This window comes from Microvirga subterranea (genome assembly GCF_003350535.1).
Taxonomy (GTDB): domain Bacteria; phylum Pseudomonadota; class Alphaproteobacteria; order Rhizobiales; family Beijerinckiaceae; genus Microvirga; species Microvirga subterranea.
Genome location: NZ_QQBB01000013.1, coordinates 38,419 through 60,180 on the forward strand (window position 1 = coordinate 38,419; position 21,762 = coordinate 60,180).

The following is a 21,762-nucleotide window of genomic DNA, read 5'->3' on the forward strand; positions in this document are numbered from 1 at the left end:
CGATCTGCTCGCGGCTTCGTTCAGGGCTTGCTTACTTCGCGGGCTTGACCTGCATGGCCATCGTGAACTGGTCCGCGCGGCCGGTATATTTCAGGTTCGCCTTGTAGGCCCAGATCGTGCTCTCGAAATGCAGCGGGATGAATGCGCCGCCTTCGATAACCCTCGTTCCGGCCTGCTTGAGAATCTCCGCGCGCTTGGCGTCGTCGAGGGTCACGATGGCCCTGCGGATCAGCTTGTCGAATTCGGGATCGCTGTAGCCGCCGTAGTTCGAACCGCCGATGGTCTTCGCCTCGTCCGGCGTCGCCGGCCACTGGCGCAGGAAGGACGAGGCCTCACCGCTCGTGGAGCCCCAGCCGCCGAGGGCCACGCTGAACTCCTTCTTGGAACGGCGCGGGAAGTAGATGGCGCGGGCCATCGCGTCCACTTCGGAGCGGATGCCGACCTGTGTCAGGTACTGCGCGACGGCCTGCGTGATCTGGCTGTCGTTGATGTAACGGTCATTGGTCGTCGACAGGGAGAGCTGGAATCCGTTGGGGTAGCCGGCCTCGGCGAGGAGCTTCTTCGCCGCGGCCGGGTCGTAGGCAAGCTTCGGCGGATTTTCCAATGCGCCGAACATGCCGTTGGGCAGGAACTGGTAGGCCGGCTCGGCAGCCCCGTCCATGATACGCTTGATGATGGCGTCACGGTCGATGGCGAGCGACATCGCCTTGCGCACGCGCGGATCCTTCAGCGGGTTCTTGCCGTTCTCGGCCTTCACGAACGGGCTCGGCTCACGCTCCACATCGAGCTGGAAGTAGATGACGCGCGTCGAGGGCGTGATCACGTAGCCGAAGCGCTTGTCGTCCTTGATTCGGGCCACGTCGCGCGCCGCCGGGTTCTCGATCACGTCGTAGTCTCCGGCAAGCAGGCCTGCCAGGCGCGGACCGGCATTGGGGACCGGCACGAAGGTCACGTTGGCCCAGGGCTCCGCCTGACCCCAGTACTTGTCGTTGCGTTCGAGCTCGACGCTCGTGCCCTTCGTGTAACTCTTGAACTTGTAGGGGCCCGTGCCGATCGCGAGCTTGCCGTCGTTGAAGTCGCCGACGACGGGCCATGCTCCGGTGACGCCGCAATTCTTCGCCACATCGAAGGAGAGCTTGTCATGCGGAAGAACGGACGAGCTCAGGATGGCGATGCTGGACAGGAAGTTCGGCAGCAGCGGGTCCGGCGCCTTCGTGGTGATGACAATGGTGTGCGGATCCGGTGCCTCGACAGCCGTGAAGTTGCCCGTGATGTCGGCGAACGAGCCCGCGATCGCTGTCTCGTTCTTCAGCGTGCGGCAGAAGCTGAAGATCACGTCGTCGGCGGTGAAGGGCTGGCCATTGGAGAAGGTCACGCCTTGGCGGAGCTTGAAGGTCCACCGATTCTGGCCGTCGTTCTCCCAGGAGGTCGCAAGGTTCGGCAGAACTTTCTGCTGTTCGTCCTGCTTGGTCAATCCGTCGAAGATATGAGCCGCCAACGCATTGTTTGGCGTCAGATCATGATAGTGTGGGTCGATCGCGGTCGGCTCCGAGCTGAGCGCAATCTTGAGGGACTGTGCCCATGCGGGAGCACTGAGCAGGCAGGTGCTGGCGACGAAGGCAAATATGAGTGGACGGCGCATTGAATCTCTCCGGTTCCCTTGGTAGCTGCCTTTTGACAGATTTATTTTCTCAGATTAAAAATCATGAAAATATCCTAACGTCAATCAGTCTGGAGTGCCCTTGTCTCAAGCTCTGAAGCCGACAACGGATTTGGCTCACCGCATCGCGATCGTTTACGCCTCGCTCAGCGAAGCGCATCGCCGCGCGGCGGACTTCGTGCTTCAGCATCCTCTTGAGACGGCGACGATGACGATCGAGGGTTTCGCGGAGCGCAGCGGCGCCTCAACGGCGACGGTGACACGCTTCGTCCGCTCTCTGGGTTACGCGGGCTACGGCGAGTTCCGGGCGGCGCTCTCCGAGGCGCTGCGACTGGCGATGGCCCCCGTCGACAGTTTCGCCGATGCCCACAGCACGAAAGGCTCCGCCTTCGCGACCTTCGTGACATCTCTCAAGGATCAGGCTGCCAACCTGGACGAGACCCTCGCGGCCGTCGACGAGGAAACCTGCTCCCGGGCCATGGACGTCCTGTTGTGCGCCCGTCGTATCTTCATCGTCGGATCCGGGGCAAGCCACCATGTGGCGGCGCATCTGGATGAAGGATTGACACTCTATCTCGATGCGAACGTCATCTTCGCATCGTCCCGCGGAGGCGCTGAAAAAGCGGTCCGGCACCTGATGAATGTGGGACCGGATGATCTCGTGCTGGCCATCTCTCTTCCGCGCTATTCACGGGGAACCGTCGATCTGGCGAAACTCGCCAAGAACCGTGGGGCGACGATCATGGCCCTGACGGACGGGCCGAGTTCGCCGCTTGTCCCTATCGCCGACATCACCCTCTTCGCTCCGGCAAGGAACCGGCTGCTGCCGAATTCGCCGACCGCTGCCTTCGCACTTGCCGATGCCATCGTTGCTGCGGTGGCCCGGGAGCGACCCGATGCCGTCGAGGCCTTAAAAGAACTCAGTGAAAGTCTTCTCTGGACGTTCTATCAGTGACTATTTGGCGTGTAACCGCTCAGATGCATAATTTTATCATCCAGAATAGCTACTGTAGTGCTCTCCGACTGAACGTTGACTTTTCTGGGAACTCGCTGACGAATGCGGATAGACCTGAAGACCTGCGACAAAGGACTGCTCTTGGCACAGGGCTGACCTTAGCCGTACCTCCGCAGTTGCTGGGTAAGCGGACCTTCACATGGCCACGCTTAACGGCTCAGAATGATCCTGAAGCGACGTTTCGCAACGCAAAATGTGGTGTGGATTGGCACCCTCATTCACCCTCAGTGCGTAGTGCCCGAACGTTCTCCGGCATTTCCGCATCGGCCTGAAGCCGGTAGCCGACGCCGGTCTCCGTCAGGATGTGCCGGGGCTGGTCGGGCTTCTCCTCCAGCTTCTGGCGGAGCTGGCGCACGTAGATGCGCAGGTACTGCACGTCCACCTTCGGTCCCCATACCTCCTGCATGATCACGCGGTGGGTCAGCACCTGGCCGGCATGGAGCACGAGCAGCCGCAGGATGTCCCATTCCTTGTTGGAGAGCTTCACCTCCGCCCCGCGCACCGTCACCCGGCGGCGGGTGAGGTCGACGGACAGGTCGCCATGGGTGAACAGCGGCTCGGCTCCCTGTCGCTGGACCCGGTGGCGCAGGGCTGTGCGGATGCGGGCGACGAGTTCGGCCATGCCGAACGGCTTGGTCACGTAGTCGTCGGCGCCAAGGTCGAGCGCCTCCACCTTGCCGGCCTCGTCGCCGCGGCTCGACAGGACGATGACCGCCACCTTCGCCCCGGCGGCCCGAAGCTGCCGGATCACCTCCAGGCCGTCCTGGTCCGGCAGACCGAGGTCGAGGAGCACAACCTCGGGCGCTTCGCAGGCAATGACGTCGAGGGCTGCTCGGGCGCTCCCGGCCTCCAGGATCCGGTATCCCTGGGCCGCGAGGCTTGTGCGCAGGAACCGCCGGATCGGCGGTTCGTCGTCCACGATGAGGAGGGGAATGCTGCCACGAGAGGTCATTCGGCGGCATCGCCTTGAGGGAGGGTGGTGAAGACGGATCGGGGAAACGTGACGGTGAAGACCGCCCCGGATCGGTCGCTCCGGTTGGCTACCCGGATGGTCCCGCCGAGAACCTCGACGAAGCCTCGGCAAATCGACAAGCCGAGACCCGTCCCGGCGCGCTGCCGGTCACCCTTGTTCACGCGGTAGAACATCTCGAACACCCGCTCCAGGTCCTCAGCCGGGATACCCGATCCCTCGTCGCTGATCGTGAGTTCCAGCATCCGTCCGTCGCAGGCGGCGCCAATCACGATGGTTGAACCGGGCGCGGAGTACTTGGACGCATTGTCCAGCAGATTGACCAACACCTGCTCGAGCAGCACGACATCGAGGTCAAGCATGGGAAGACCTGCCGGCAGTTCGACGGCAACTTGGTGTTCGTCGAGCACGCCCCGCATGCGCTGCAAGGCTGCGCCGACGGCCTCCCCGAGGTCGACCGGCTCCCGCTTGAGCACGATCCCGCCGGCCTTGAGGCGGGTCATGTCGAGGAGGTTGGCGACGAAGCGGGACAGGCGCTCGCTCTCGCCCTGGATCGTGACGGCGAGTTCCTCGCGAGCGGCCGCATCGTAGAGTTCACCGTACTCGCGCAGGGAGGTGGCCGCTCCGGTGATGGACGCCAGCGGCGTCTTCAGGTCGTGCGAGAGCGAGGTCAACAGTGCCGTCCGCAGCCGTTCCGTTTCGGCCGCAAGACGGGCTGCATCCATTTCAGCGGCCAGCCGGCTGCGCTCGATGGCAACCGCGGCCTGGTCAACGAGCGCGGCCAGTAGTCGCTCTTCGTCAGGCTTCAGCGGTGCTCCGGTCCGGCTGACCCCGATTGCTCCAACTGGGCCGTGGCTGGTGCGCAGGGGCAGGAAGAGGTGTTGGGTCGTGAATAAGGCCTCGGCCCCCCGTCCGGCCGATCGGTCCTCGTCCCAGGCCCACGCATCAGTTCCACCGGGGCGGTCATCGGGCGGGTTGGAGGCCCTGACCTCGAGCTTGCCGTCTGCATCGGGGAGCAGGATCATCACGTCGAGGCGAAGCATTGAACCGATCTGGTACGCCGTAGCCTCCAGCAGGTCATCGAGCGCGACAATCCCCGCGATCTTCCGACTGAACGCGTAGAGAGCCTCCGTCGTCTCAGCTCGGCTTTCCGCCGCGAGCGCTGCCGCCCGAGCGTGGGCGGCGAGATGGCTTGTTGCGACCGCGACGACGAGGAAGAAGAACACGGTCGCAATATTGCCCGGGTCGGTCATGGCAAAGGTATTGACCGGCGGGAAGAAGAAGAAGTTGTAGGCCAGCGCACTGAGAATGCAGGCCGCAACCGAGGGCCAGAACCCGTAGCGGACGGCGATGGCAATGATGGCGGTCAGGAACACCAGATCGGCGTTCTCGAGGCCAGCGACTGGATAAAGGAGGAAAGCAAGTGCCAAGGCCGCCGCGACCACAACGAGGGTTACGCCGAACTGCCATGGGCTGAGTGGTCCGCCGGAGGAGCGGATCCCGATCCAGTCCCTGTGTTTGCGATCCCGATTGTTCTGCCTGGCGCCGCTTGTCATGACCTCTCCGTCCCAGCGCCGCCACCATGACGCCCGTGTCGGCGGAAGGCGAGACGCGAACCCGCCCCCCGTATAGGAATGTCATATATGAAACGGCTTTTTGGCAGCTTTTCCGCTATCCGGTGGCTGCCAAACCGCGCCTAATCGAATAGATGCCCCGGCCCAGGCCGCACATTGCGGTTCAGTCGAGTTCGACACAGTGGCGACCAGTACGGAACCAGACCTGTCCAGTCTCCGCCGACCCGGAGGAGCCGATACCAAGGGCAAGAGATATGAATATGGAGCGGGCATCCATGCTGCCGGAGGACGAGGCGCCATCCCTTGACGGATGCCGTGACCAGATCGAGCAGAAGGTCGTGCGTGCATATGTGCAACTCGCTGTACTCCCGGACGATGACGATGGCTCCTGTACCGTGACGGTGGAACGGTTCGGGAGCCTTGAAGTCCGCCTGACGGAGACCCCGCGCAGGGGGCCTACCAACCTGCCGTGGTTCTGGCTCGAGCTCTACTCCCATGGGCGCGGCTCAGTCATCGATAGCCTCGGCTGCTATGAGTTCGACGAGGACGAACTCATGGCGGCGGTGGAGTTCATCCGGGAGGCCCGGCGGCGGCATGGGAGCTGCCATTGACGGAGCCGCCGAGGTCGTGGTGGGACCGGGCGTCTGGTCCAGGTTCCCGATCGCGTCGCTTGGGCTACACATTAGGCTCCGGCGCGACTTCGAAGCCCCGCAAGCCATCGGATCCCGCGCTGTACGCCGCGGTCGGAGCCCTGTTGGGCATGGCAGCGGTCATCGCGCACAATGCACGTCATTTGTACGTCGATCGCCTTCCTGACGTCGATCCGTTCGTTCATGTGTTCACCGAATTAGTCGTCTTCAGCTCTGCCGGCGCGGTCATGCTCGCCACCGTGGCCGTCATGCGCAACAGGATCAGAAAGAAGCGATCGCGCGGGGCTGACGCGGATCGGTAGCAATGCATCGTACGCTGCCCCGGTATAGGAATCTCATATATGAAACGGCCAAAATGCCGTTTCCGCACGGCGACGGTGCTGTAATCGCCCCTTTGACCGAGTAACCAGACCTTCCTTTCCCGAAGAGGAGGTCCGATGCATGCACTCACGCCGCGCCCCCGCTCTGCCCTTAGGACGTTCCTGAACAACGAAGCCTCCGGCGGCCTCGTCCTGATGGGCGCAGCCGCGCTTGCGCTCGTTCTCGCCAATTCACCCCTGTCAGGCGCCTATTTCGGAATCCTGAAGACCTACGTCTTCGGTCTGTCGGTACTGCATTGGGTCAACGATGCCCTTATGGCGGTGTTCTTTCTGCTGGTCGGGTTCGAGATCAAGCGTGAGATGCTCGACGGGCAGCTCTCCACCTGGCCGCGGCGGGCGCTCCCGGGCATCGCCGCCCTGGGCGGTATGATCGTGCCGGCCGCGATCTATCTTGCCTTCAACGGCGGACCAGACGGCCACCCCCGCGGCTGGGCCATCCCGTCCGCCACAGACATCGCCTTTGCCCTCGGGGTCCTTTCGCTGCTCGGGCCACGGGTGCCGATCTCACTCAAGGTCTTCCTGACGGCGCTCGCCATTCTGGACGACCTCGGCGCGGTTCTCATCATCGCGGTGTTCTACACCGGCGACCTCAACCTCGTTGCTCTCGGCGGCGCAGCCTTCGTGCTTGTTCTCCTCAACGGCCTCAACCGGGCCGGCTTCGCCGACGTGAAGCCCTATCTTCTGCTGGGCATCGTGCTGTGGGTCCTGGTGCTGATGTCCGGCATTCATGCCACGCTGGCGGGCGTGGCCCTGGCGCTCACGATCCCGTTGCGGGTCTCGCCCGGCAAGCCGGAGGATGCGACCTCACCGCTGCACCGGCTTGAGCACGCTCTCCAGCCATGGGTGGCGTTTCTGATCGTTCCGATTTTCGGGTTTGCCAACGCCGGGGTCTCCTTTGCAGGGATGACGTTCGGATCGATCTTGAACCCGGTGCCGCTCGGCATCGCGCTCGGGCTCTTCATCGGCAAGCAGGTGGGGGTGTTCGCCTTCTCCTGGGTGGTGATCCGCCTGGACTGGGCAGACCTGCCGGCAAATGCCACATGGCCACAGTTCTACGGCGTCGCGCTGTTGTGCGGCATCGGCTTCACCATGAGTCTGTTCATCGGCCTTCTTGCCTTCCCGACCTCAGCCGAACTTCAAGACGCCACCAAGCTCGGCGTGCTGCTCGGATCAGGCCTGTCGGCAGGCATTGGCGCCGTGTTGCTCCGCCTGGCGAAGCCAGAGCGAACGCCAGAGGCGGTGCCGCACTGAACCCGCTTCCAACCATCCCAAACAAACGAGCCAATCACCGGAGGAACAATGGGACTGACAATCGGAATCGTGATGCTTTGCATCGGTCTGGCAATGATCCTGTTCGGGCGGCCCCGCAAAGGCGAGGACGTGCGCCCGTTCATGAAGTCATCACTTGTGTTTGTCCTTTACCCAGGCCTGACCCTGGTCTTCCTGGCGATCGGCGCGATGACGGTTGTCACAAACCTCTGAGCAGCATCTGCCGATCAATCGTACGGGCATTGAACCTGTCGGGCACGAGCATCGGGCGCGATCGTTGATCAGCAAAGCAGCAAGGTGTGATGCCAATGCGAAATCGCCGCTTCAGCAGGCGCATCCCTTCAATTCTTGAAGGGCGGATCAGACTTGGTCCTCAAGGCTCGCCGATCGCCTGCACCATCCGCGACTTATCCGTGACGGGTGCGCGGATCTGGCTCCCCGATGCCATCACGTTCCCCGATGAGTTCCAACTGGAGATTCCCATGCTGGAGCAAGCCGTGAGCGCTCGTGCGGTGTGGTCCGAAGCAAACCAGCACGGCCTGATGTTCCTTGAGGCTCTCCGTGTGCCGACCGGCCGCGAGGAGGACGATCTGCTGGAGATGCTCAGAACCCTTGGTCAAAAGACCGGGCGGGACGGCAGCCGATGACGACCAAGGAAGCACGCGCAACATGACATCAAAGGCGAGGGGTGGCGACCCATGATGAAAGATGTCGTGATCGCCTATTCATGTCGGGAGTGCGGGACCGAGCAAGCAATCCTTCCTCAGGAGGCCATGGCGGCAGGCAGTGTGCACTGCCTTCAATGCGGCCGGCAGCACGGGCAACTTGCCGAGATCCAGAGGGAGCTGGCGGACAGAGCCCGCGAGGAAGGCATCCGGAAGGCAGGGCAGATCTACCGGATGCGCCCCTTCAGGAGAAAGCGGATGCTTCCGTGAGGAATGGCATGGGCAATCCTAGGAGCTGGTGCTCGAGAAGGAATGGATCCGTGCCGTTGTCACGACGGTTCAAAAACCAGGGACTACACCTGGCAACAGCATGGCCCGGTCAGTTGACTCGGACCCACATAGGAAAAGGTCGGACATGAACCTGAATTTGCGGGAGCTGAGGAGTTCATGAAGGTTATCGTCTGCGGAGCGGGCCAGGTCGGCTCGACCATCGCCCGACACCTCGCTATCGAGGGGTCGACGTGACGGTCATCGACGCCTCGCCCGAACAGGCCCGGCGCGTCAACGAGAGTTACGATGTCCGAGGAATGGTCGGCCACGCCTCCCATCCCGAAGTGCTGGAACGGGCTGGCGCACAGGGCGCCGACATGCTCATTGCGGTCACCCACTCCGACGAGGTCAACATGGTCGCCTGCCAGGTGGCCTACTCGCTGTTCAACGTGCGCCGCCGGATCGCCCGCGTGCGTCATAGCGGGTACCTCGAGAAGAGCCGTCTCGGCCTCTATGCCCGCGATCAGTTGCCGATCGATGTCATCATCTCGCCCGAGATCGAAGTCGCCAGCGGGATCGAGCGTCGTCTCAGGACGCCGGGTGCCTTTGACACCGTTCCCTTGGCAGAGGCCCGTGTCCAGCTTCTGGGCATCCACTGCAATTCGGGTGCCTGCTCCATCGTTGGGCACCCTCTGAACGAACTCAAGGCCCTTCTGCCCGATGTCGAAGTTGTGGTCCTGGCCGTCGTGCGGAACGGGCAGGCCTTTGTGCCCCACGGCCAGGACCGCATTGAGCGGGGCGACGACGTCTACGTCGTGACCGACGCCCGGCAGGCGGACCGGATCATGCGTTTCTTCGGCCATGAGGAAGAGGTGGCCCGGCGCGTGATCATCGTCGGCGGCGGCAATGTCGGACTGAACCTCGCCAGGAGGCTGACCCGGTCCTCGCCCTCGACATCGCTCCGCATCATCGAGCACTCCCGGGAGCGGGCCGAGTACATCGCCCAGGAGCTCGGCGAGAGTGCGGTCGTGCTGCACGGGGACGCGCTCGACAAGGAGACCCTGGTCGAGGCGAACGTTGAGGACGCGGAGACGATCATCGCGGTCACCAGATGCACTCGGCTTACTATCGTGTACTGACCTTGTTTTTGCACAACTGCACCGTACAAAACTTCTAGACGCTCCTTTACGCCCTTCCAGGCTTGGTAGGCTTCGTCAGTTGTTAGAGGTTCAAGCTTTCTAAGATCTGGATCTTGGCTAACCCTTAGTTGCCCAATGAAGGATGCGCTGGGAGCAAGTGAGCTAAGCTCACTCCGCCAGACTTCGATTCGGTCCCCTAAGAAGGAAAGGAAATTCGAAAGATGGTTCAGGGATTCGCCAGCTTGTGCGCCGCTGTATCGAGCAATAAAGACTACGCTCCTTGCATCCGCGGCGACTGGGCACTTGACCGACGACTCGGCAAGCGCAACATCAAGTGAGCTTGCTGTTAGTAGTGCAACGAGAATATTCCTTATCATCAGATCTCTGAGTTGCATCTAGGCTATCCTGCTGTCGGGCACCGGCATTTTGCTGTCACGGGTGGGGACGCGCCATCGAAACTTTGTGTTTCGATAAGGAAGGCCAACTCACAAATTTCACCTGGCCGCGTAGAAGCAGAGGTTGGGAATTCACCTCTCAAGGATCCTATCTCGGGACGAACTGTGACCGCTGCACTCTGCTTCGCTGCCAGTACGGTCGGATATGCTTTGGGATCCTCTGGAACAAGCTTGATGTTAGATGGTTCCGTTCGGCGATTGCGCTGAACAGTTAGCTGAGGTTGGCCAAGCACCGCGATTGCACCACCATCGTTGGCGAGCACGAGCTGAGCGTCTGATATCCGGCACTCAACGAATGCACTCACCTTCGGCTTGTCGGCTCTCGCGGCAAGTTGGTAGAGTGAGTATGCGCCTGCCATCAGGGGGACAGCCGTTAGGGCCGCGGAAACAAGCTCCTTCCAACGAAAGATATGATAGGTCCAGTCCTGCGGGTTCTTACACTCGACACATATCCTCGCACCTCTATTAAGCTTCGATTTGCAAACAATGCACAGAGGTTCGCTCTCTTCGACATGCACTATTGCTTCTCCCAGGTGTCCTGAGGTTATCTGCAGAATCTCCGAAAAACGTCGTCTGGTGCGTTGTGTGGGTTTGTCACGACTCTAGAAATCGGCTCGTATTCTGAGTCTTTGCCAAACATTGACGAGAATGTCTCACTATCGAGATCGCCTGTTTGCTCGAGGCCATTGGATTTCTGGTATACTTTGAGTGCTGCAATCGTATTTGCGTCCCATTTGCCGTTCAGCCGTAGTTTCTTAGCAGTTGTCCTGCGTAGCTTATCCTGGATATTTCGCACAAGGTTCGGATTGTACACAGTTTCTTGACAAATTACGCCAGCACCTGCAGGAAGATTCATGATCATTGCGATAATTGCGCTGACAAAAAAGACATTTAGCAGGCAAAAAACTCGCATGGTCTAACTCCCATTGAGTATGGTTTTCTGCGCCATAAAGCTTCAACTCTCTTATTCTTGAATCGGATGCTGGCTGGTGGGCTCCTCTATCTCATTAAGCGCAAGAAAATATCCAGAGTATGCTCCATTCGTGCGGAGCTGTAAGGCTCATAATTTACGTAGGCAAAGATCATGCTTAAACCCAATCCCGTTAACGCAAAAGCGGAGACGTAAGCAAGTCGGGTTCGGAGCCGTAGCATGTACGTTCCCCATAATCATTGATCGAGCTTACCGACTCTGAGTCACCCACGCTTTTACTTAGCTGAAGAAATGCGCGGTAAAATTTCCTAAAACCGTAGCTTATGTTGATAGTTTTTCGGTGCGCCGCACCCAGTTTACAGCCATAAAGAGTATCTTTTACTGAGCTTGCCGTGTTATCCCAGCCACGCCTACGGGACGAGGTGTTGAGGGCATCCTGCTACGCGCCGCTTGAAGCCGCTTTTGGTGCTCAGGCGGGAGAAGATCCCGCAGTTCTTCATAATCAGCATCGCTCTCCGCCCAGTTTAAAGGTTCATTCCTGCGACCGACGACATGGGTTTGAAACCGCTGATCCGAGCTGTAAATGGTCTCGAAAGCTGCCTCAACATTGACGGGTCGGTACTCTCCGCCATTCTCTGTCGACAGCGGACTCCTCTTCCAGCGGTCGAGCACACTCCAATGGAGCATCTCGCCGATAGGATTAGCATGCGGAGGGAGCCGGGAAAGGCGCATGCGCGCTAGCTGATTAGGTATTGCTTGGTTGATGACACGGATCTTCGGCACCTGTTGGCTATAGGTATAAAGTGCCGTTCGCGACTCGTACAGCTTCCCGGTGGGATCTCCGACGATTTCAGGTCTATCCTGGTAGAGTTTTAGTCCGAGTTTCTTTGCCTTGATCCGGTCGAGCATCCAGCGAAGCGCCAAGTCCGACAGGCGGCGATCTTCGTATCCACCCCCGATGTTGGAGTGAACGCCAGGAAACCAAACCTGCTCGACGGAAAGGTAGTTTTTGTGGTCAGGGAAAGCCCAGAGCGCAGTCCCGAACGGTCCGCGCTTTTCGTCAACTGCCAGGGCGTGGAGCGCATGATCAACAATCGAGGAAAGCTTGGTGTCATGAAAGGCATATCGGCGGCGATTGAGCGACTCAAAGAGATCGCTTGGAATGCCCAATGCACCAACAGTATCGAACACGCCGAGGCATGTGATCCGAACGTCTGGATGAGTAAAGCGCGAAAGGTCTTCCTTTGTGCTTGGATATCGCTCCTTCGGCGGCGTTCGATAATATGCCCAGGTGCGCGTCTCGGTCTCGGGAGAGCAGTTTTGCCGTGTTAATAGTCCCGCCGCTCCAATGTATCCTGCTAAGCTCCTGGCGGTAAATGCTCCGCGCGAAAACCCAAAGATGTAGATCTCACATTCAGGTTCATAGAACTGTGAGAGAAAGCGATATGCCTGGCGCACGTTATCATCAAGGCCAGCACCCGTTGCCCCGGCTATAAGCCGATCCAAGCGACCTGCAGTCCCGACACCCTCGTCATAGTAAATGCGTTGCTTCTCGATGGCTGTGCCATTTTTCCAGAGAGGATCGACGAGGTCCCGCAGCACCACAATATTTGTAATTGGATCCGGGCTGTCCGCAGCATTCCAAGTGCCGTCAAGGCAAAGAACGAGTCGTTGCATGGCAACCAATACCTATATGTAGCGTCGCGGCCAGGAAACTTCATACAGATGCACTCTCTTCACCTACTGAGCGTCATCAGCTGCTCAAGATCCTCATGAGTAAGTTCATCTGCCTCCTTCCGACCAACGCTTGCGCGAAAGTCATTGAGCGCCCTGATTGTCCTTGGACCGAGCCACCCATCAATCAGTCCTGGATCGTATCCATGATAGGTCAGGTATAGCTGGGCGGCACGGATGCGCAAGTCTGGCATCGGGCCAGTTGAGTACTTGTTAAATGCGCCTCTCAGTCGCCCCGCATAATCGTTGATATAGTGCTTTGGACCGTTGTATCCGGCTGCAAACGAGGTCCAATTTCCTACTCGCAAAGGTTTATGAAGGCCATTGTGGAGGATAAAATTCATCATGCCTCTGAGTTGAGCGTCCTCTGATTGGCACATATCACGAACCATTTCAGATGCACTGGCGAAGCCTGCAATTTCAGCGTTAAACCCCATGACTTGTCCCAAGCCCCAGGATGTACTACGCAAAGCGGCCTCACGGTCCAGAGCAACTGCCCGCTCTAGACGCGAATACTGGGAGGCTCCACCTTTTCCATATCCGCCTGGAATTGAGTTGCTGAGGTCAGGATAATCAGAGTCGAACCGACTCTTAGTATACCTGTGAAAGATGTGCCGTTCAAACAATATAACAGGGCGCTTATCTTCAAGGAAGCCACATCGCATAGCTTCGATCTCGATAACCGCCCAGAGCTTTGCGGCATCGGTGGCAAGCGTTTCAGCGACTTCATCAAATGCACCTTGGGACAGGGGTAGGCCTTCGCCTTTAAACAGATGATGCATCGCAACTTACTCCATGAGCCAGATATGTAATGAGGTAAGAGTAAAACATCAGTATCCACGCATAGTAAAACTAATACTGGTGGAGATGCTCTAAACAGGAGCAAGTCGTGTGTGCTAAGGTGTTTCATGTAAGAAAACTGAAGCGCACGAGTTTGCAATCTTTACAATAATCTGCAAGTTCTGTATAGAGGTCCAGCGCAACGTTGAGAGACATTTGCCTGATATTTGGAGGTATAGCTGGCTCGTGAGCCAGTACGTCTCTCATAAGATATCAAGACTCTCGCGTACGTTGCTACGGGTTCCATCCAGCCCATCAAGACTTATGAGTAAACTTCTAGCTCGCCAGGAAATGCTCGCTGCTGCTGATAGTATCTGTAGGCCTACCGCTTGGTAGGGATCGGCCCACCGATAGCCATAGCCGGGATAGTAAACCTACTGAGACTGTGCGCTCCCCGAACTGAGCAGCAATCAGAACGCCAATAAGGTGAAGGCTGGCTCAGTGTGCATGGCGGCCACCGTTGGCATTGCTGACGCAGATGGCAGCGACACAACAGTACGCACTGGTAATTACAACTGCTGCGGGGGCGCAAAGGCTGCTCCACCCAGATTGCATCCAATGCTCTCTACAAGGCCCCGTGCTGCATTCAATGAGAGAATGAAGCTATGTAGATGGAGTTGCAAAGCAACCGACTGAGTATTTAAGACTAATAAGATACCATGACAAGGCGCGTCAGTCACGCCGACGCGAGGCAGCCTTGCCGCTTTGAGGCGAGGTGCTGATTCCGCTTGAGTCGGTTTACCGAGAGCGCGTTGTAGCTCGGCGATTGTGGATTGCTCCTGTGTAGCTGCTGCTCAAAGTCGCAATGTTACCGCACGGCTGAAAAATGGATCGCCTCAAGGATCGTTGATGCGCTGTATACGCTTTAAGTATAAAATTCGTACGTACTGTACTTACCCGTTAGTGGTAGGTAGTCCGGCCAAAAGGAAATGGGATGTACATTGCTTAAACCTGAAAAGCTGTCTACTTTGCCTATAACAATGGAGCGTCAAAAATGTCGCGTCGGCTTATCCCTGTTAAGTACGAGTTTGTTGCCGATCATCTTCCTCCAGGGCTCCCGGCGGATGAGGTTCATGACTTCCTCAAATCGCAAACTTACCAGCGGCGCTTACCAAGTTTGATCACTCGAAGAGGATTCATTTTTGGGGCGGCTTCCGCTGCTGTTCCTCTGCCATGCGCAAATCCCACAGCTGATGCTAGCGTCGCTGCACTCATTCCAGCTGTTATCACTGCCGTCGATCTCGCAACAAAACTTTGGGACCTTTACCAGAAGATTAGGGGAGATATTTCTCTCAACAACAGGAAAGATAACCCTTCTCAGGGCGAGGTCGAGCAAACTGTACGAAATTCAAGATTTATCGAGTCTTCTGGAAAGTTGGTTGTTGAGATTCCAGCTGATGTGAACATAACAATCAATTTTGTAGGCCCGGGGGCGACGTCAAAACAAGCAAATCAGTTTGTCAGTCGAACTGCTGTTTCGACTGTGCCAATCAGTATCAAAGTACAATAATATCTGGATTTCGATGTGCGCTGGAGGAGTGAATGGATCTGTCCCGCCGACTCTTTCTGTCAACGCCAGGGCTGCTGATTTGCTCCCGTGCTTTCGCGCAGATTGATCCTGAGGCCATTGCACAGCAACACGATTCTCTTCTTCATGTTGGGCTCGAGTCATTGAAACTTGGGAAAACCCAAGTTGCTGTTGGTGAGCAGGTTCCGTTCTCTGTCACCCTTGATCTTACTGACTCAATTGCAGACACGGAAACGATCAAAGGCACAATATTGTGTTTCATAGAAGGTGAAGGGAGGATTGAGAGTCAGCGGTCTATAGGGCCGCTCACTTTCACCCCACTGACAATCCAATCAGCGCCACTCCGAACATCAGGCCCAAAAGTGGTTCGTGTTGGTCGAAAACGCTTCTATGTGCTCTCTGCGGACACTTACATCGTTGCCACATTTACGGCGGTATAACTGGATGACAGGTCAAGCTTTGTCCATCTCGATCTTGGTCTTGCTTCTTGCTCCACAAGGCGCGCTGGGCCAGCAAAGTAAGAATGAACGGACTCGTCTTCTAGGGCGATCTTTGATCTGTGGCGACTACGAGTTTCGGTTTGACCGGAGTGGTGCGTTCACGATGTATGAAGATGGCAAGCTTTCACAAGATTGGAAGGCCAATGCGAAGGACGTCGGGTTTCTCAGAAACCAGATTGTTGTTGCACCTGAGGGTGCTCAGGACACAATTGAGATTGGGTTCCGCTTCGGCAATTACTACTATGGGGAAGGCAAATGCGTCCTCAAGTAATACTTAACTGTCTGATCGGAATTGCTTTCTCTGGGGCGCTATTGCAATATTCGGAAGCTCACGCGCAGAATGATCTAAGGTCGTTACTAAGCGGAAATATATATCATTGTAACGGTTTTTTGTTCGAGATCAGTTTTCAGAAAAATGGAAGCATCATCCTTCTGTATGCTGATGCCATCGGAACCTCAGAAATTGTTGCGCGAGTACCAGCTGCACGCATCAAGTGGACAGACGACACAGTGTTCTTCACTGACAAGCAAGATCGGTACAGGCTCTATGTTAGTGGTGGCAATGAGCCTAAACTTGTGGCTGATATTTCAGGCGACGGCGTAATGAATGGGGAGGTGCTGAGAGGAGGAATCTGCGAATTGGATGTTCGCCATCGTGGTACTCGGTGGCAGTAACCGTGTGACCCCAAACGAACGGGACGAGGTTGGCGAACGCAGCTTTGTAGTTGCTGCCAGCAATTTCTTCATCTTCGCCGATGTAAAGGTCAAATGAATGCGAATATTATTCATTATGCTCAGTCTAGCGTTGTTGGCCCGGCCCATTGCGGCTGATGCTGGAGCCGATATTGATTTAGTACAATTGCGCGGGAAAAAGATCGTCTGTAAGGAAATTACCATTAGCTTTCGCCGCAATGGATCAGTATCGGTGAGTCCTCATTGGTCCGATGCTGAAGAAGTATATGCCAGTTCATCGCGGCGTTCCATATCGTTATCGGCTGGACAAGATGAAATCACGATAGATCTTCGATTTGGACGTTTCTACTTGAGGGGTTCCGGGGAAAAGGACGGGCCTTGCCATGTCACGTCCTAGTGCATTTTACAGAATCGCTTTTTTTGTGGCTGTAAATTGCTTCAGTTTTTCAGCTAGAGCTGACCTAAAGCCGTACTTAGTCCCGAACACATTTCAATGTCGTGATTTTCTGCCTGAGATTAAATTTACTAAGCAAGGGGCGGTAAGGTTGCTTTTTCTTGCGAGCGCCGATGGCTATGAAACCATTGATTCTGCAAAAGCTAGCGACGTCCAGTGGGGCGAGAACTATACGCTAATCAAAACCAGACGTGGTAGCACTATAAGATTTTATGTTGCGGGCGGACGTCCCGGCTACCTCGTTGCTGACATTAGAGAGAACAGCATAGATGGGCGGCTGCTACAAACATACAAAGCAGCAGTTTGTGAGCTTTCGTCTTGAAATCCAGTTTTGCCCTCAGGATGCTGATAAATACTCACCTCTCCCACAGATCGCCAGCAACGCGCCAAATCGTGTGCTTTGACGGAACTTGGAACGCCGCAGGTTCACTGGCGATCATCACCTCGCTGGTGGTGACCCGTAAAATGTGCGGGGTGGACCCGCAGGCATATCTCACGGACGTGCTGAGCCGCATCGTGACCGACCACCTTCAACAGCCGGATCGATGATCTGCTGCCGGGGGCCTACGTGTGAAACTGTTGAACGTCCTGAGGATCAATCACAGCCCTGCGGTGGCAAGCAGACCTCTTACGAACTGGGCAGGGACAATAAAGCTCAGGGAAGGGAAATTAACCGCGCCGCCCTTGACTATGCCGACAACCTGACCCTCTGAATTAAAAACTGGTCCGCCCGACATGCCAGGGACAAGGGGCGACGAGATAGCCTGTGTCAAATCGGGGCCAGGAGAACCGGTTGCAACTCCTTCGATAAGCATCGGTTCTGGCATTGACAGAGCAAATGCCATGACGAAAAGCTTTGACCCAGCGTTTAATCTCTCGCTGGATGGGGCAAGTGTAGGAACGGCGACCTGTGTTGCAACCGAGCTAACACGCAGCAACGCAATGTCACTGGCCTCACTTCTAGATACTACCTGAGCCGAATAAGGGAGAGCATCACGACTGCCAAACCGTACGCTAACGCTTGCATTAAGCTCGATCAAATGCGCTGCGGTTATGAGAAAGCCATCTTTGTTTATAGGGAATGCGCTGCCCTGCTTTAATGTATTTCCGTCAACACTTACGTCAACGAATGCAATTGACGCCTTGTACCTCTCGATAAAATCAAGCGGGTTATTAGATTTCGGCAGTGGTACAGAAACGTGGGGCTCAGGCTTAGAAACGGCAGTAACAGCCGCCTGCGCTTCTGCGTCGCCAAACACGCGCGACAACTTTCCGGCTAACTCAGTGTTTCCGATAGCGGAAAGAGCAGCCAATGCGGCGGAACGAATTTTGACGTCAGTGGAGGCAAGATGCGGGATGAACTTTTCGACGACCTGCAACTCGGAGGCAATTGTTGACCGCTGCTTTTGGCTTTGATCAAGCTCTTTCGATCTGCTATCGTAAATGTTTGTTGCATAAAAGCCGATAAACGCGACAGTCAAGCCGGAAATCAAAGTCGATAAAGCAGCAAATTTATCCCACTTATCTTTAGGCTTAGGTTGAGATACCTTTTCTTCCAGAGCTTTTAACTTATCGCTCAGGTTCGATATGCTCAAATCGTGCTGACGCTTTTCGCTGGACGTCTCGCCGTCACTAGGCTCGATTCCGTGTGCCATGATCGTGACCTTATAGAAATCGGCTGCTCTGATGTTCTACTTTAGAGAATTATGTTTAGAATTGAAGCTCTGATCCCACACTGCGTGCCTTGGCTAGATGATCGCAAGCGATTACTGCCGTTCTTGCTGATTGTATCAAAAATGAGGCTTTGTCTCCTTCCATCCCTTCCACTGTTAGCACACCACACCATGTTTCCGCTGCTTGACAACCAGTACTCTAGCGAACTTTCGTTGGATTTTCATAGATCTATTAATGTGATGGAGCGGACGCTCCCTGCTCACCGGCATCAAAGTGCCAAAGGGTGGTCGTCGTGAAGATCGCCACAAGGAGAGGGAGCATCCGCCATGCAGATTACCACAGTTGGTCTGGATCTGGCCAAGCACATCTTCCAGGTTCAGGCCGTTGATGCAGTTGGCTAAGTCGTCGTCCGCAAGCGACTGCGCCGAGGCGAGGTGCAGCTCAGAATGCCGCGACCCGAATGTCATTTTCTGAGTGATGACTCCGGTCTAAGCAGGAACGTCTACCAACACTAGACTTAGAATCCTTGCCTTCAGACGAGGGCTCAGACAAACTGAGGCCAAACGCTTGGGGGCGAATTTTGGCTTTATTTACAACTACGGCGTATCCATTGATTGCACTTGTTGAGGACATCGACCTTGGCAAGATCGGGCTGCCGGAGATCCAGCGCCCGTTTGTTTGGCCGAACGTGAATGTCCGCAATCTCTTCGACTCTCTCTACAGGGGCTACCCTGCGGGCTATCTGCTGTTTTGGGAAACGGGCGCTGAGACCGGCAACAAGACCATCGGCACCAAGGAACACCAGAAGGCCCCGTCGCTTGCGATTGTTGATGGGCAGCAGCGATTAACCTCGCTCTATGCTGTCATCAAGGGAAAAGAGGTTGTACGGGCGAACTTTAGGAAGGAGCGGATCCGCATCGCGTTCAACCCGCTTCAGGCGCGGTTCGATGTGACAGATGCCTCTATCGTAAAGGACAAGGCCTATATTCCGGACATCTCGGAGCTCTGGAAGCCAGAGGTGAATGTCTTCGAGTTTGCTGGACGCTTTATCGAGGACCTGAAGCAGGTCCGGGATCTGTCGCCTGATGAGATCAGCCGCGCGCAAGCAGCTATCGGAAAGCTCCACGCGTTGCCGCACTATACCTTCACGGCCTTAACCTTGAACTCGTCCTTAGATGCAGAAACGGTTGCGGAGGTGTTCGTTCGCATCAACGGCGAAGGAAAGAAGCTGAACCAAGCCGACTTTATCATGACCCTCATGTCCGTCTTTTGGGATGAGGGACGCGCGGCCTTGGAGCAGTTCGCGGGTGAAGCCGCCCAAGCAGGGACGGGAAGACCGTCGCCGTACAACCACTTCATCAAACCATCGCCGGACCAACTGCTGCGGGTTGGGGTCGGGCTCGGGCTCAAACGGGCGCGCTTGGAGAACGTCTATAGCGTCCTGCGAGGGCGTGATGCCGTAACCGGCCAAGTCGATCCAGTGAAACGTGACGCCCAGTTTGAGACGTTAAAGGCTGCGCAGGGCCGGGTCCTGAACCTTGCCAACTGGCACCATTTCTTGAGTGCGATGACGCTCGCGGGCTATCGGCACGAGGGGATGATCACGTCGGAAACGACGATTGTGTACTCCTACGTCCTCTACCTCATCGGGGTGGTCGATCACGGCATCGATAAACAGAGAATGCGGCAAGCCATCGCCGAATTCTTCTTTATGGCGGCGCTGACAAGGCGCTATACCAACTCGCCCGAAACGGCCTTCGAGTTCGACATTGCCCAACTTCGGGATCTGAAGACAGGCGACGACTACCTCGCCAAACTTCGCCAAATATGTGCAACCACTCTGACCAACGACTATTGGGAAATCACACTTCCAGTCAGTCTCGCCACCTCGGCCTCGCAGAGTCCCTCACGGTTCGCATATCAAGCATCGCTCATCCTTCTGGGAGCCCGTGCCCTCTACAGCCCCCTGAAAATCGCGGATATGATCGATCCTGCCGTGAACGGCACGAAGGCGACATTCGAGCAACATCATCTCTTCCCACGCGGCTATCTTGCCAAACTCGGCATCACCGATAACCGGCAAGTGAATCAGATCGCGAACTTTGCCGTTGTTGAATGGCCCGATAACCAGAAGATCAGTGACCAAGCACCCAAAGACTACGCCCCGGCATTGGACGCAAAGCTGCCATCGCACGAGCGCGACTTGATGCTGAAATGGCACGCGCTGCCTCCAGCATGGTGGGAGCTTTCCTACGATGATTTCCTCAAGGAGCGGCGGGTGCGGATGGCCCGGTTGGTCCGTGAGGCCTATCAGCAGCTCTGTGGAGAGATTGCACCGTCGCCGTCTGCCCCTCTTACGGTGACTGAACTTCTTGCCGCAGGTGAGAGCGGGAGCGTCGAGTTCAAATCAACCCTTCGCACCAATCTCCACACGGGCCAAGCGGACGAGAAGATGCATTTAGCCGCTTTGAAGACAATAGCGGGCTTCCTGAACGCCCATGGCGGAACATTGGTTGTCGGGGTGGCTGATGACGGGAGGGTTTTGGGCCTTTCGGCGGATGGCTTTCCCAACGAGGATAAAATGGGCCTTCATCTGGTGAATCTTGTCAAGGAACGGATCGGCGACCTCTTTCTCCCCTATGTCCATCCACATTTCGAGGGCGAGGGCTCTGAGCGAATTCTGGTCGTGCGCTGTGAGAGGGGACCCAAGCCAGCCTTCGTCAAAGACGGCGCAGTGCACCGTTTCTATGTACGAGGTGCCAACGCGACGGCAGAGCTGACAGGTGGCTCGGTGACGGACTACGTCAAAGCCCGGTTCCCGTGACGAATCGCGGGAGATTCTCGGGCTAAGGTTTGTTTTGTGCAAGGGGGCGTCCCATGAGGCAGCGTCAAAAGGCTAGTCTTATCTCGGCTGTCGAGATGGCAAAGCGAGAGCAGGTTGATCCGCGAGTGTTCCGGGCCGCGCTGCGCGCAGCCAATCTGCCGTGGCATCAACATAAGTCCCCTTGGGCCGCGACGAGGGACAGCCAAGAGCACCACGACATGGAAGCCGTGATGGCAGCCTACCTGCGCTCAAGATCTCGTGCGAGATAGAGAGCCATGGACAAGGGTACAACGGCAGTCGGCTACACGAACAAGCATCAGCAAACGGTCGTGCGAAAAACGGATGAGCCGGGGAACGATCATTTGCAGCGGGTTTATGTGCTCAAATGCGCGGTGTGCGGCCACGAGTACGGTGCGAATGGCTCCGACATTTGGCAACGTCGTTGTCCAAAACACGACAAGGGTGCACCGGGTCTGGCATACTCCCTCTGAGGCAGGCAACTGATTGGCTGCCGGAACCAGGATGAGGCCTCGATCA

The 21,762-nt window shown here is 56.9% G+C and carries 21 protein-coding genes; 14 read left to right on the forward strand and 7 right to left on the reverse strand.

Annotated features, from left to right (window positions below; all coding sequences use genetic code 11):
- Positions 1-31 precede the first annotated feature (31 nt).
- Positions 32-1,642 (reverse strand): ABC transporter substrate-binding protein, encoded by a 1,611-nt coding sequence (locus DES45_RS21960; RefSeq protein WP_114772624.1) that lies wholly within the window; start codon positions 1,640-1,642, stop codon positions 32-34.
- Between the two features lie 100 nt (positions 1,643-1,742).
- Between DES45_RS21960 and DES45_RS21965 the strand changes: the two genes are divergently transcribed.
- Entirely contained in the window at positions 1,743-2,615 is an 873-nt protein-coding gene (locus DES45_RS21965; protein WP_170151598.1) for a MurR/RpiR family transcriptional regulator, read from the forward strand.
- A gap of 274 nt (positions 2,616-2,889) precedes the next feature.
- Here DES45_RS21965 and DES45_RS21970 read toward each other — a convergent pair whose 3' ends face one another.
- Positions 2,890-3,627 (reverse strand): response regulator, encoded by a 738-nt coding sequence (locus tag DES45_RS21970; protein ID WP_114772628.1) that lies wholly within the window; start codon positions 3,625-3,627, stop codon positions 2,890-2,892.
- A complete protein-coding gene (locus tag DES45_RS21975) occupies positions 3,624-5,201 on the reverse strand; it encodes an ATP-binding protein (protein ID WP_114772630.1) in 1,578 nt (525 codons plus the stop codon). The genes DES45_RS21970 and DES45_RS21975 overlap by 4 nt, the downstream gene beginning before the upstream one ends.
- 278 nt (positions 5,202-5,479) lie before the next feature.
- Between DES45_RS21975 and DES45_RS21980 the strand changes: the two genes are divergently transcribed.
- The 6 genes from DES45_RS21980 to trkA all read left to right on the forward strand — a co-directional run bounded on the left by DES45_RS21980 (position 5,480) and on the right by trkA (position 9,592).
- Positions 5,480-5,830, forward strand: a complete 351-nt coding sequence (locus DES45_RS21980) for a hypothetical protein (protein ID WP_147282467.1) — start codon at positions 5,480-5,482, stop codon at positions 5,828-5,830.
- A 149-nt stretch (positions 5,831-5,979) separates the two neighbouring features.
- A complete protein-coding gene (locus DES45_RS21985; RefSeq protein ID WP_114772634.1) occupies positions 5,980-6,171 on the forward strand; it encodes a hypothetical protein in 192 nt (63 codons plus the stop codon).
- A gap of 135 nt (positions 6,172-6,306) precedes the next feature.
- Positions 6,307-7,500 (forward strand): Na+/H+ antiporter NhaA, encoded by a 1,194-nt coding sequence (nhaA, locus tag DES45_RS21990; RefSeq protein ID WP_114772636.1) that lies wholly within the window; start codon positions 6,307-6,309, stop codon positions 7,498-7,500.
- A 48-nt stretch (positions 7,501-7,548) separates the two neighbouring features.
- Entirely contained in the window at positions 7,549-7,731 is a 183-nt protein-coding gene (locus DES45_RS21995) for a hypothetical protein (RefSeq protein WP_114772638.1), read from the forward strand.
- A gap of 95 nt (positions 7,732-7,826) precedes the next feature.
- Complete coding sequence (locus tag DES45_RS22000) at positions 7,827-8,165, forward strand: PilZ domain-containing protein (protein WP_170151599.1); 339 nt, start codon at positions 7,827-7,829, stop codon at positions 8,163-8,165.
- Positions 8,166-8,704: 539 nt separating this feature from the next.
- Complete coding sequence (gene trkA / locus DES45_RS22010; RefSeq protein WP_170151600.1) at positions 8,705-9,592, forward strand: Trk system potassium transporter TrkA; 888 nt, start codon at positions 8,705-8,707, stop codon at positions 9,590-9,592.
- A gap of 999 nt (positions 9,593-10,591) precedes the next feature.
- Here the strand turns inward: trkA and DES45_RS26400 are convergent.
- From DES45_RS26400 to DES45_RS22025, 3 genes are all read right to left on the reverse strand, one after another.
- Complete coding sequence (locus DES45_RS26400) at positions 10,592-10,960, reverse strand: peptidoglycan-binding domain-containing protein (RefSeq protein ID WP_114772646.1); 369 nt, start codon at positions 10,958-10,960, stop codon at positions 10,592-10,594.
- Positions 10,961-11,356: 396 nt separating this feature from the next.
- Positions 11,357-12,655 carry a DUF2235 domain-containing protein gene (locus tag DES45_RS22020; RefSeq protein ID WP_147282468.1) on the reverse strand — a complete coding sequence of 433 codons (1,299 nt, stop codon included), beginning with the start codon at positions 12,653-12,655 and terminating at the stop codon, positions 11,357-11,359.
- Positions 12,656-12,714: 59 nt separating this feature from the next.
- The gene (locus DES45_RS22025) at positions 12,715-13,494 is read right to left on the reverse strand and encodes an N-acetylmuramidase domain-containing protein (protein WP_114772650.1); all 780 of its coding nucleotides are present in this window, start codon (positions 13,492-13,494) and stop codon (positions 12,715-12,717) included.
- A gap of 1,052 nt (positions 13,495-14,546) precedes the next feature.
- Here DES45_RS22025 and DES45_RS24855 point away from each other — a divergent pair.
- The 5 genes from DES45_RS24855 to DES45_RS26405 all read left to right on the forward strand — a co-directional run bounded on the left by DES45_RS24855 (position 14,547) and on the right by DES45_RS26405 (position 17,276).
- Positions 14,547-15,062 carry a hypothetical protein gene (locus DES45_RS24855; protein WP_147282469.1) on the forward strand — a complete coding sequence of 172 codons (516 nt, stop codon included), beginning with the start codon at positions 14,547-14,549 and terminating at the stop codon, positions 15,060-15,062.
- Between the two features lie 32 nt (positions 15,063-15,094).
- The gene (locus DES45_RS24860; protein ID WP_147282470.1) at positions 15,095-15,520 is read left to right on the forward strand and encodes a hypothetical protein; all 426 of its coding nucleotides are present in this window, start codon (positions 15,095-15,097) and stop codon (positions 15,518-15,520) included.
- A 4-nt stretch (positions 15,521-15,524) separates the two neighbouring features.
- Positions 15,525-15,851 carry a hypothetical protein gene (locus DES45_RS22030; RefSeq protein ID WP_147282471.1) on the forward strand — a complete coding sequence of 109 codons (327 nt, stop codon included), beginning with the start codon at positions 15,525-15,527 and terminating at the stop codon, positions 15,849-15,851.
- Between the two features lie 372 nt (positions 15,852-16,223).
- A complete protein-coding gene (locus DES45_RS26165) occupies positions 16,224-16,352 on the forward strand; it encodes a hypothetical protein (RefSeq protein WP_281024107.1) in 129 nt (42 codons plus the stop codon).
- Positions 16,353-17,045: 693 nt separating this feature from the next.
- Positions 17,046-17,276: a transposase domain-containing protein gene (locus tag DES45_RS26405; protein ID WP_425374303.1), complete on the forward strand. Its 231-nt coding sequence runs from the start codon at positions 17,046-17,048 to the stop codon at positions 17,274-17,276.
- A 50-nt stretch (positions 17,277-17,326) separates the two neighbouring features.
- On the opposite strand, the gene DES45_RS22040 is transcribed toward DES45_RS26405, so the two are convergent.
- Complete coding sequence (locus tag DES45_RS22040; RefSeq protein WP_114772654.1) at positions 17,327-18,382, reverse strand: S1 family peptidase; 1,056 nt, start codon at positions 18,380-18,382, stop codon at positions 17,327-17,329.
- A gap of 629 nt (positions 18,383-19,011) precedes the next feature.
- On the opposite strand from DES45_RS22040, the gene DES45_RS22045 reads away from it, so the two are divergent.
- Complete coding sequence (locus DES45_RS22045; RefSeq protein WP_245571835.1) at positions 19,012-21,225, forward strand: GmrSD restriction endonuclease domain-containing protein; 2,214 nt, start codon at positions 19,012-19,014, stop codon at positions 21,223-21,225.
- A 275-nt stretch (positions 21,226-21,500) separates the two neighbouring features.
- Entirely contained in the window at positions 21,501-21,716 is a 216-nt protein-coding gene (locus DES45_RS25455; RefSeq protein WP_114772658.1) for a hypothetical protein, read from the forward strand.
- The last annotated feature ends 46 nt before the right edge of the window (positions 21,717-21,762 follow it).

Bases quoted from the DNA above. Each gene is read 5' to 3' on its own strand.
- DES45_RS21970 (WP_114772628.1), bottom strand. From the start codon at position 3,627: ATGACCTCTCGTGGCAGCATTCCCCTCCTCATCGTGGACGACGAACCG.
- DES45_RS21960 (WP_114772624.1), bottom strand. From the start codon at position 1,642: ATGCGCCGTCCACTCATATTTGCCTTCGTCGCCAGCACCTGCCTGCTC.
- nhaA (WP_114772636.1), top strand. From the start codon at position 6,307: ATGCATGCACTCACGCCGCGCCCCCGCTCTGCCCTTAGGACGTTCCTG.
- DES45_RS21980 (WP_147282467.1), top strand. From the start codon at position 5,480: ATGGAGCGGGCATCCATGCTGCCGGAGGACGAGGCGCCATCCCTTGAC.
- DES45_RS22030 (WP_147282471.1), top strand. From the start codon at position 15,525: ATGACAGGTCAAGCTTTGTCCATCTCGATCTTGGTCTTGCTTCTTGCT.
- DES45_RS26165 (WP_281024107.1), top strand. From the start codon at position 16,224: ATGTTCGCCATCGTGGTACTCGGTGGCAGTAACCGTGTGACCCCAAAC.
- DES45_RS25455 (WP_114772658.1), top strand. From the start codon at position 21,501: ATGGACAAGGGTACAACGGCAGTCGGCTACACGAACAAGCATCAGCAA.
- DES45_RS22025 (WP_114772650.1), bottom strand. From the start codon at position 13,494: ATGCATCATCTGTTTAAAGGCGAAGGCCTACCCCTGTCCCAAGGTGCA.
- DES45_RS22020 (WP_147282468.1), bottom strand. From the start codon at position 12,655: ATGCAACGACTCGTTCTTTGCCTTGACGGCACTTGGAATGCTGCGGAC.
- DES45_RS26400 (WP_114772646.1), bottom strand. From the start codon at position 10,960: ATGCGAGTTTTTTGCCTGCTAAATGTCTTTTTTGTCAGCGCAATTATC.
- DES45_RS21995 (WP_114772638.1), top strand. From the start codon at position 7,549: ATGGGACTGACAATCGGAATCGTGATGCTTTGCATCGGTCTGGCAATG.
- DES45_RS21985 (WP_114772634.1), top strand. From the start codon at position 5,980: ATGGCAGCGGTCATCGCGCACAATGCACGTCATTTGTACGTCGATCGC.
- DES45_RS22040 (WP_114772654.1), bottom strand. From the start codon at position 18,382: ATGGCACACGGAATCGAGCCTAGTGACGGCGAGACGTCCAGCGAAAAG.
- DES45_RS21975 (WP_114772630.1), bottom strand. From the start codon at position 5,201: ATGACAAGCGGCGCCAGGCAGAACAATCGGGATCGCAAACACAGGGAC.
- DES45_RS24855 (WP_147282469.1), top strand. From the start codon at position 14,547: ATGTCGCGTCGGCTTATCCCTGTTAAGTACGAGTTTGTTGCCGATCAT.
- DES45_RS22000 (WP_170151599.1), top strand. From the start codon at position 7,827: ATGCGAAATCGCCGCTTCAGCAGGCGCATCCCTTCAATTCTTGAAGGG.
- DES45_RS24860 (WP_147282470.1), top strand. From the start codon at position 15,095: ATGGATCTGTCCCGCCGACTCTTTCTGTCAACGCCAGGGCTGCTGATT.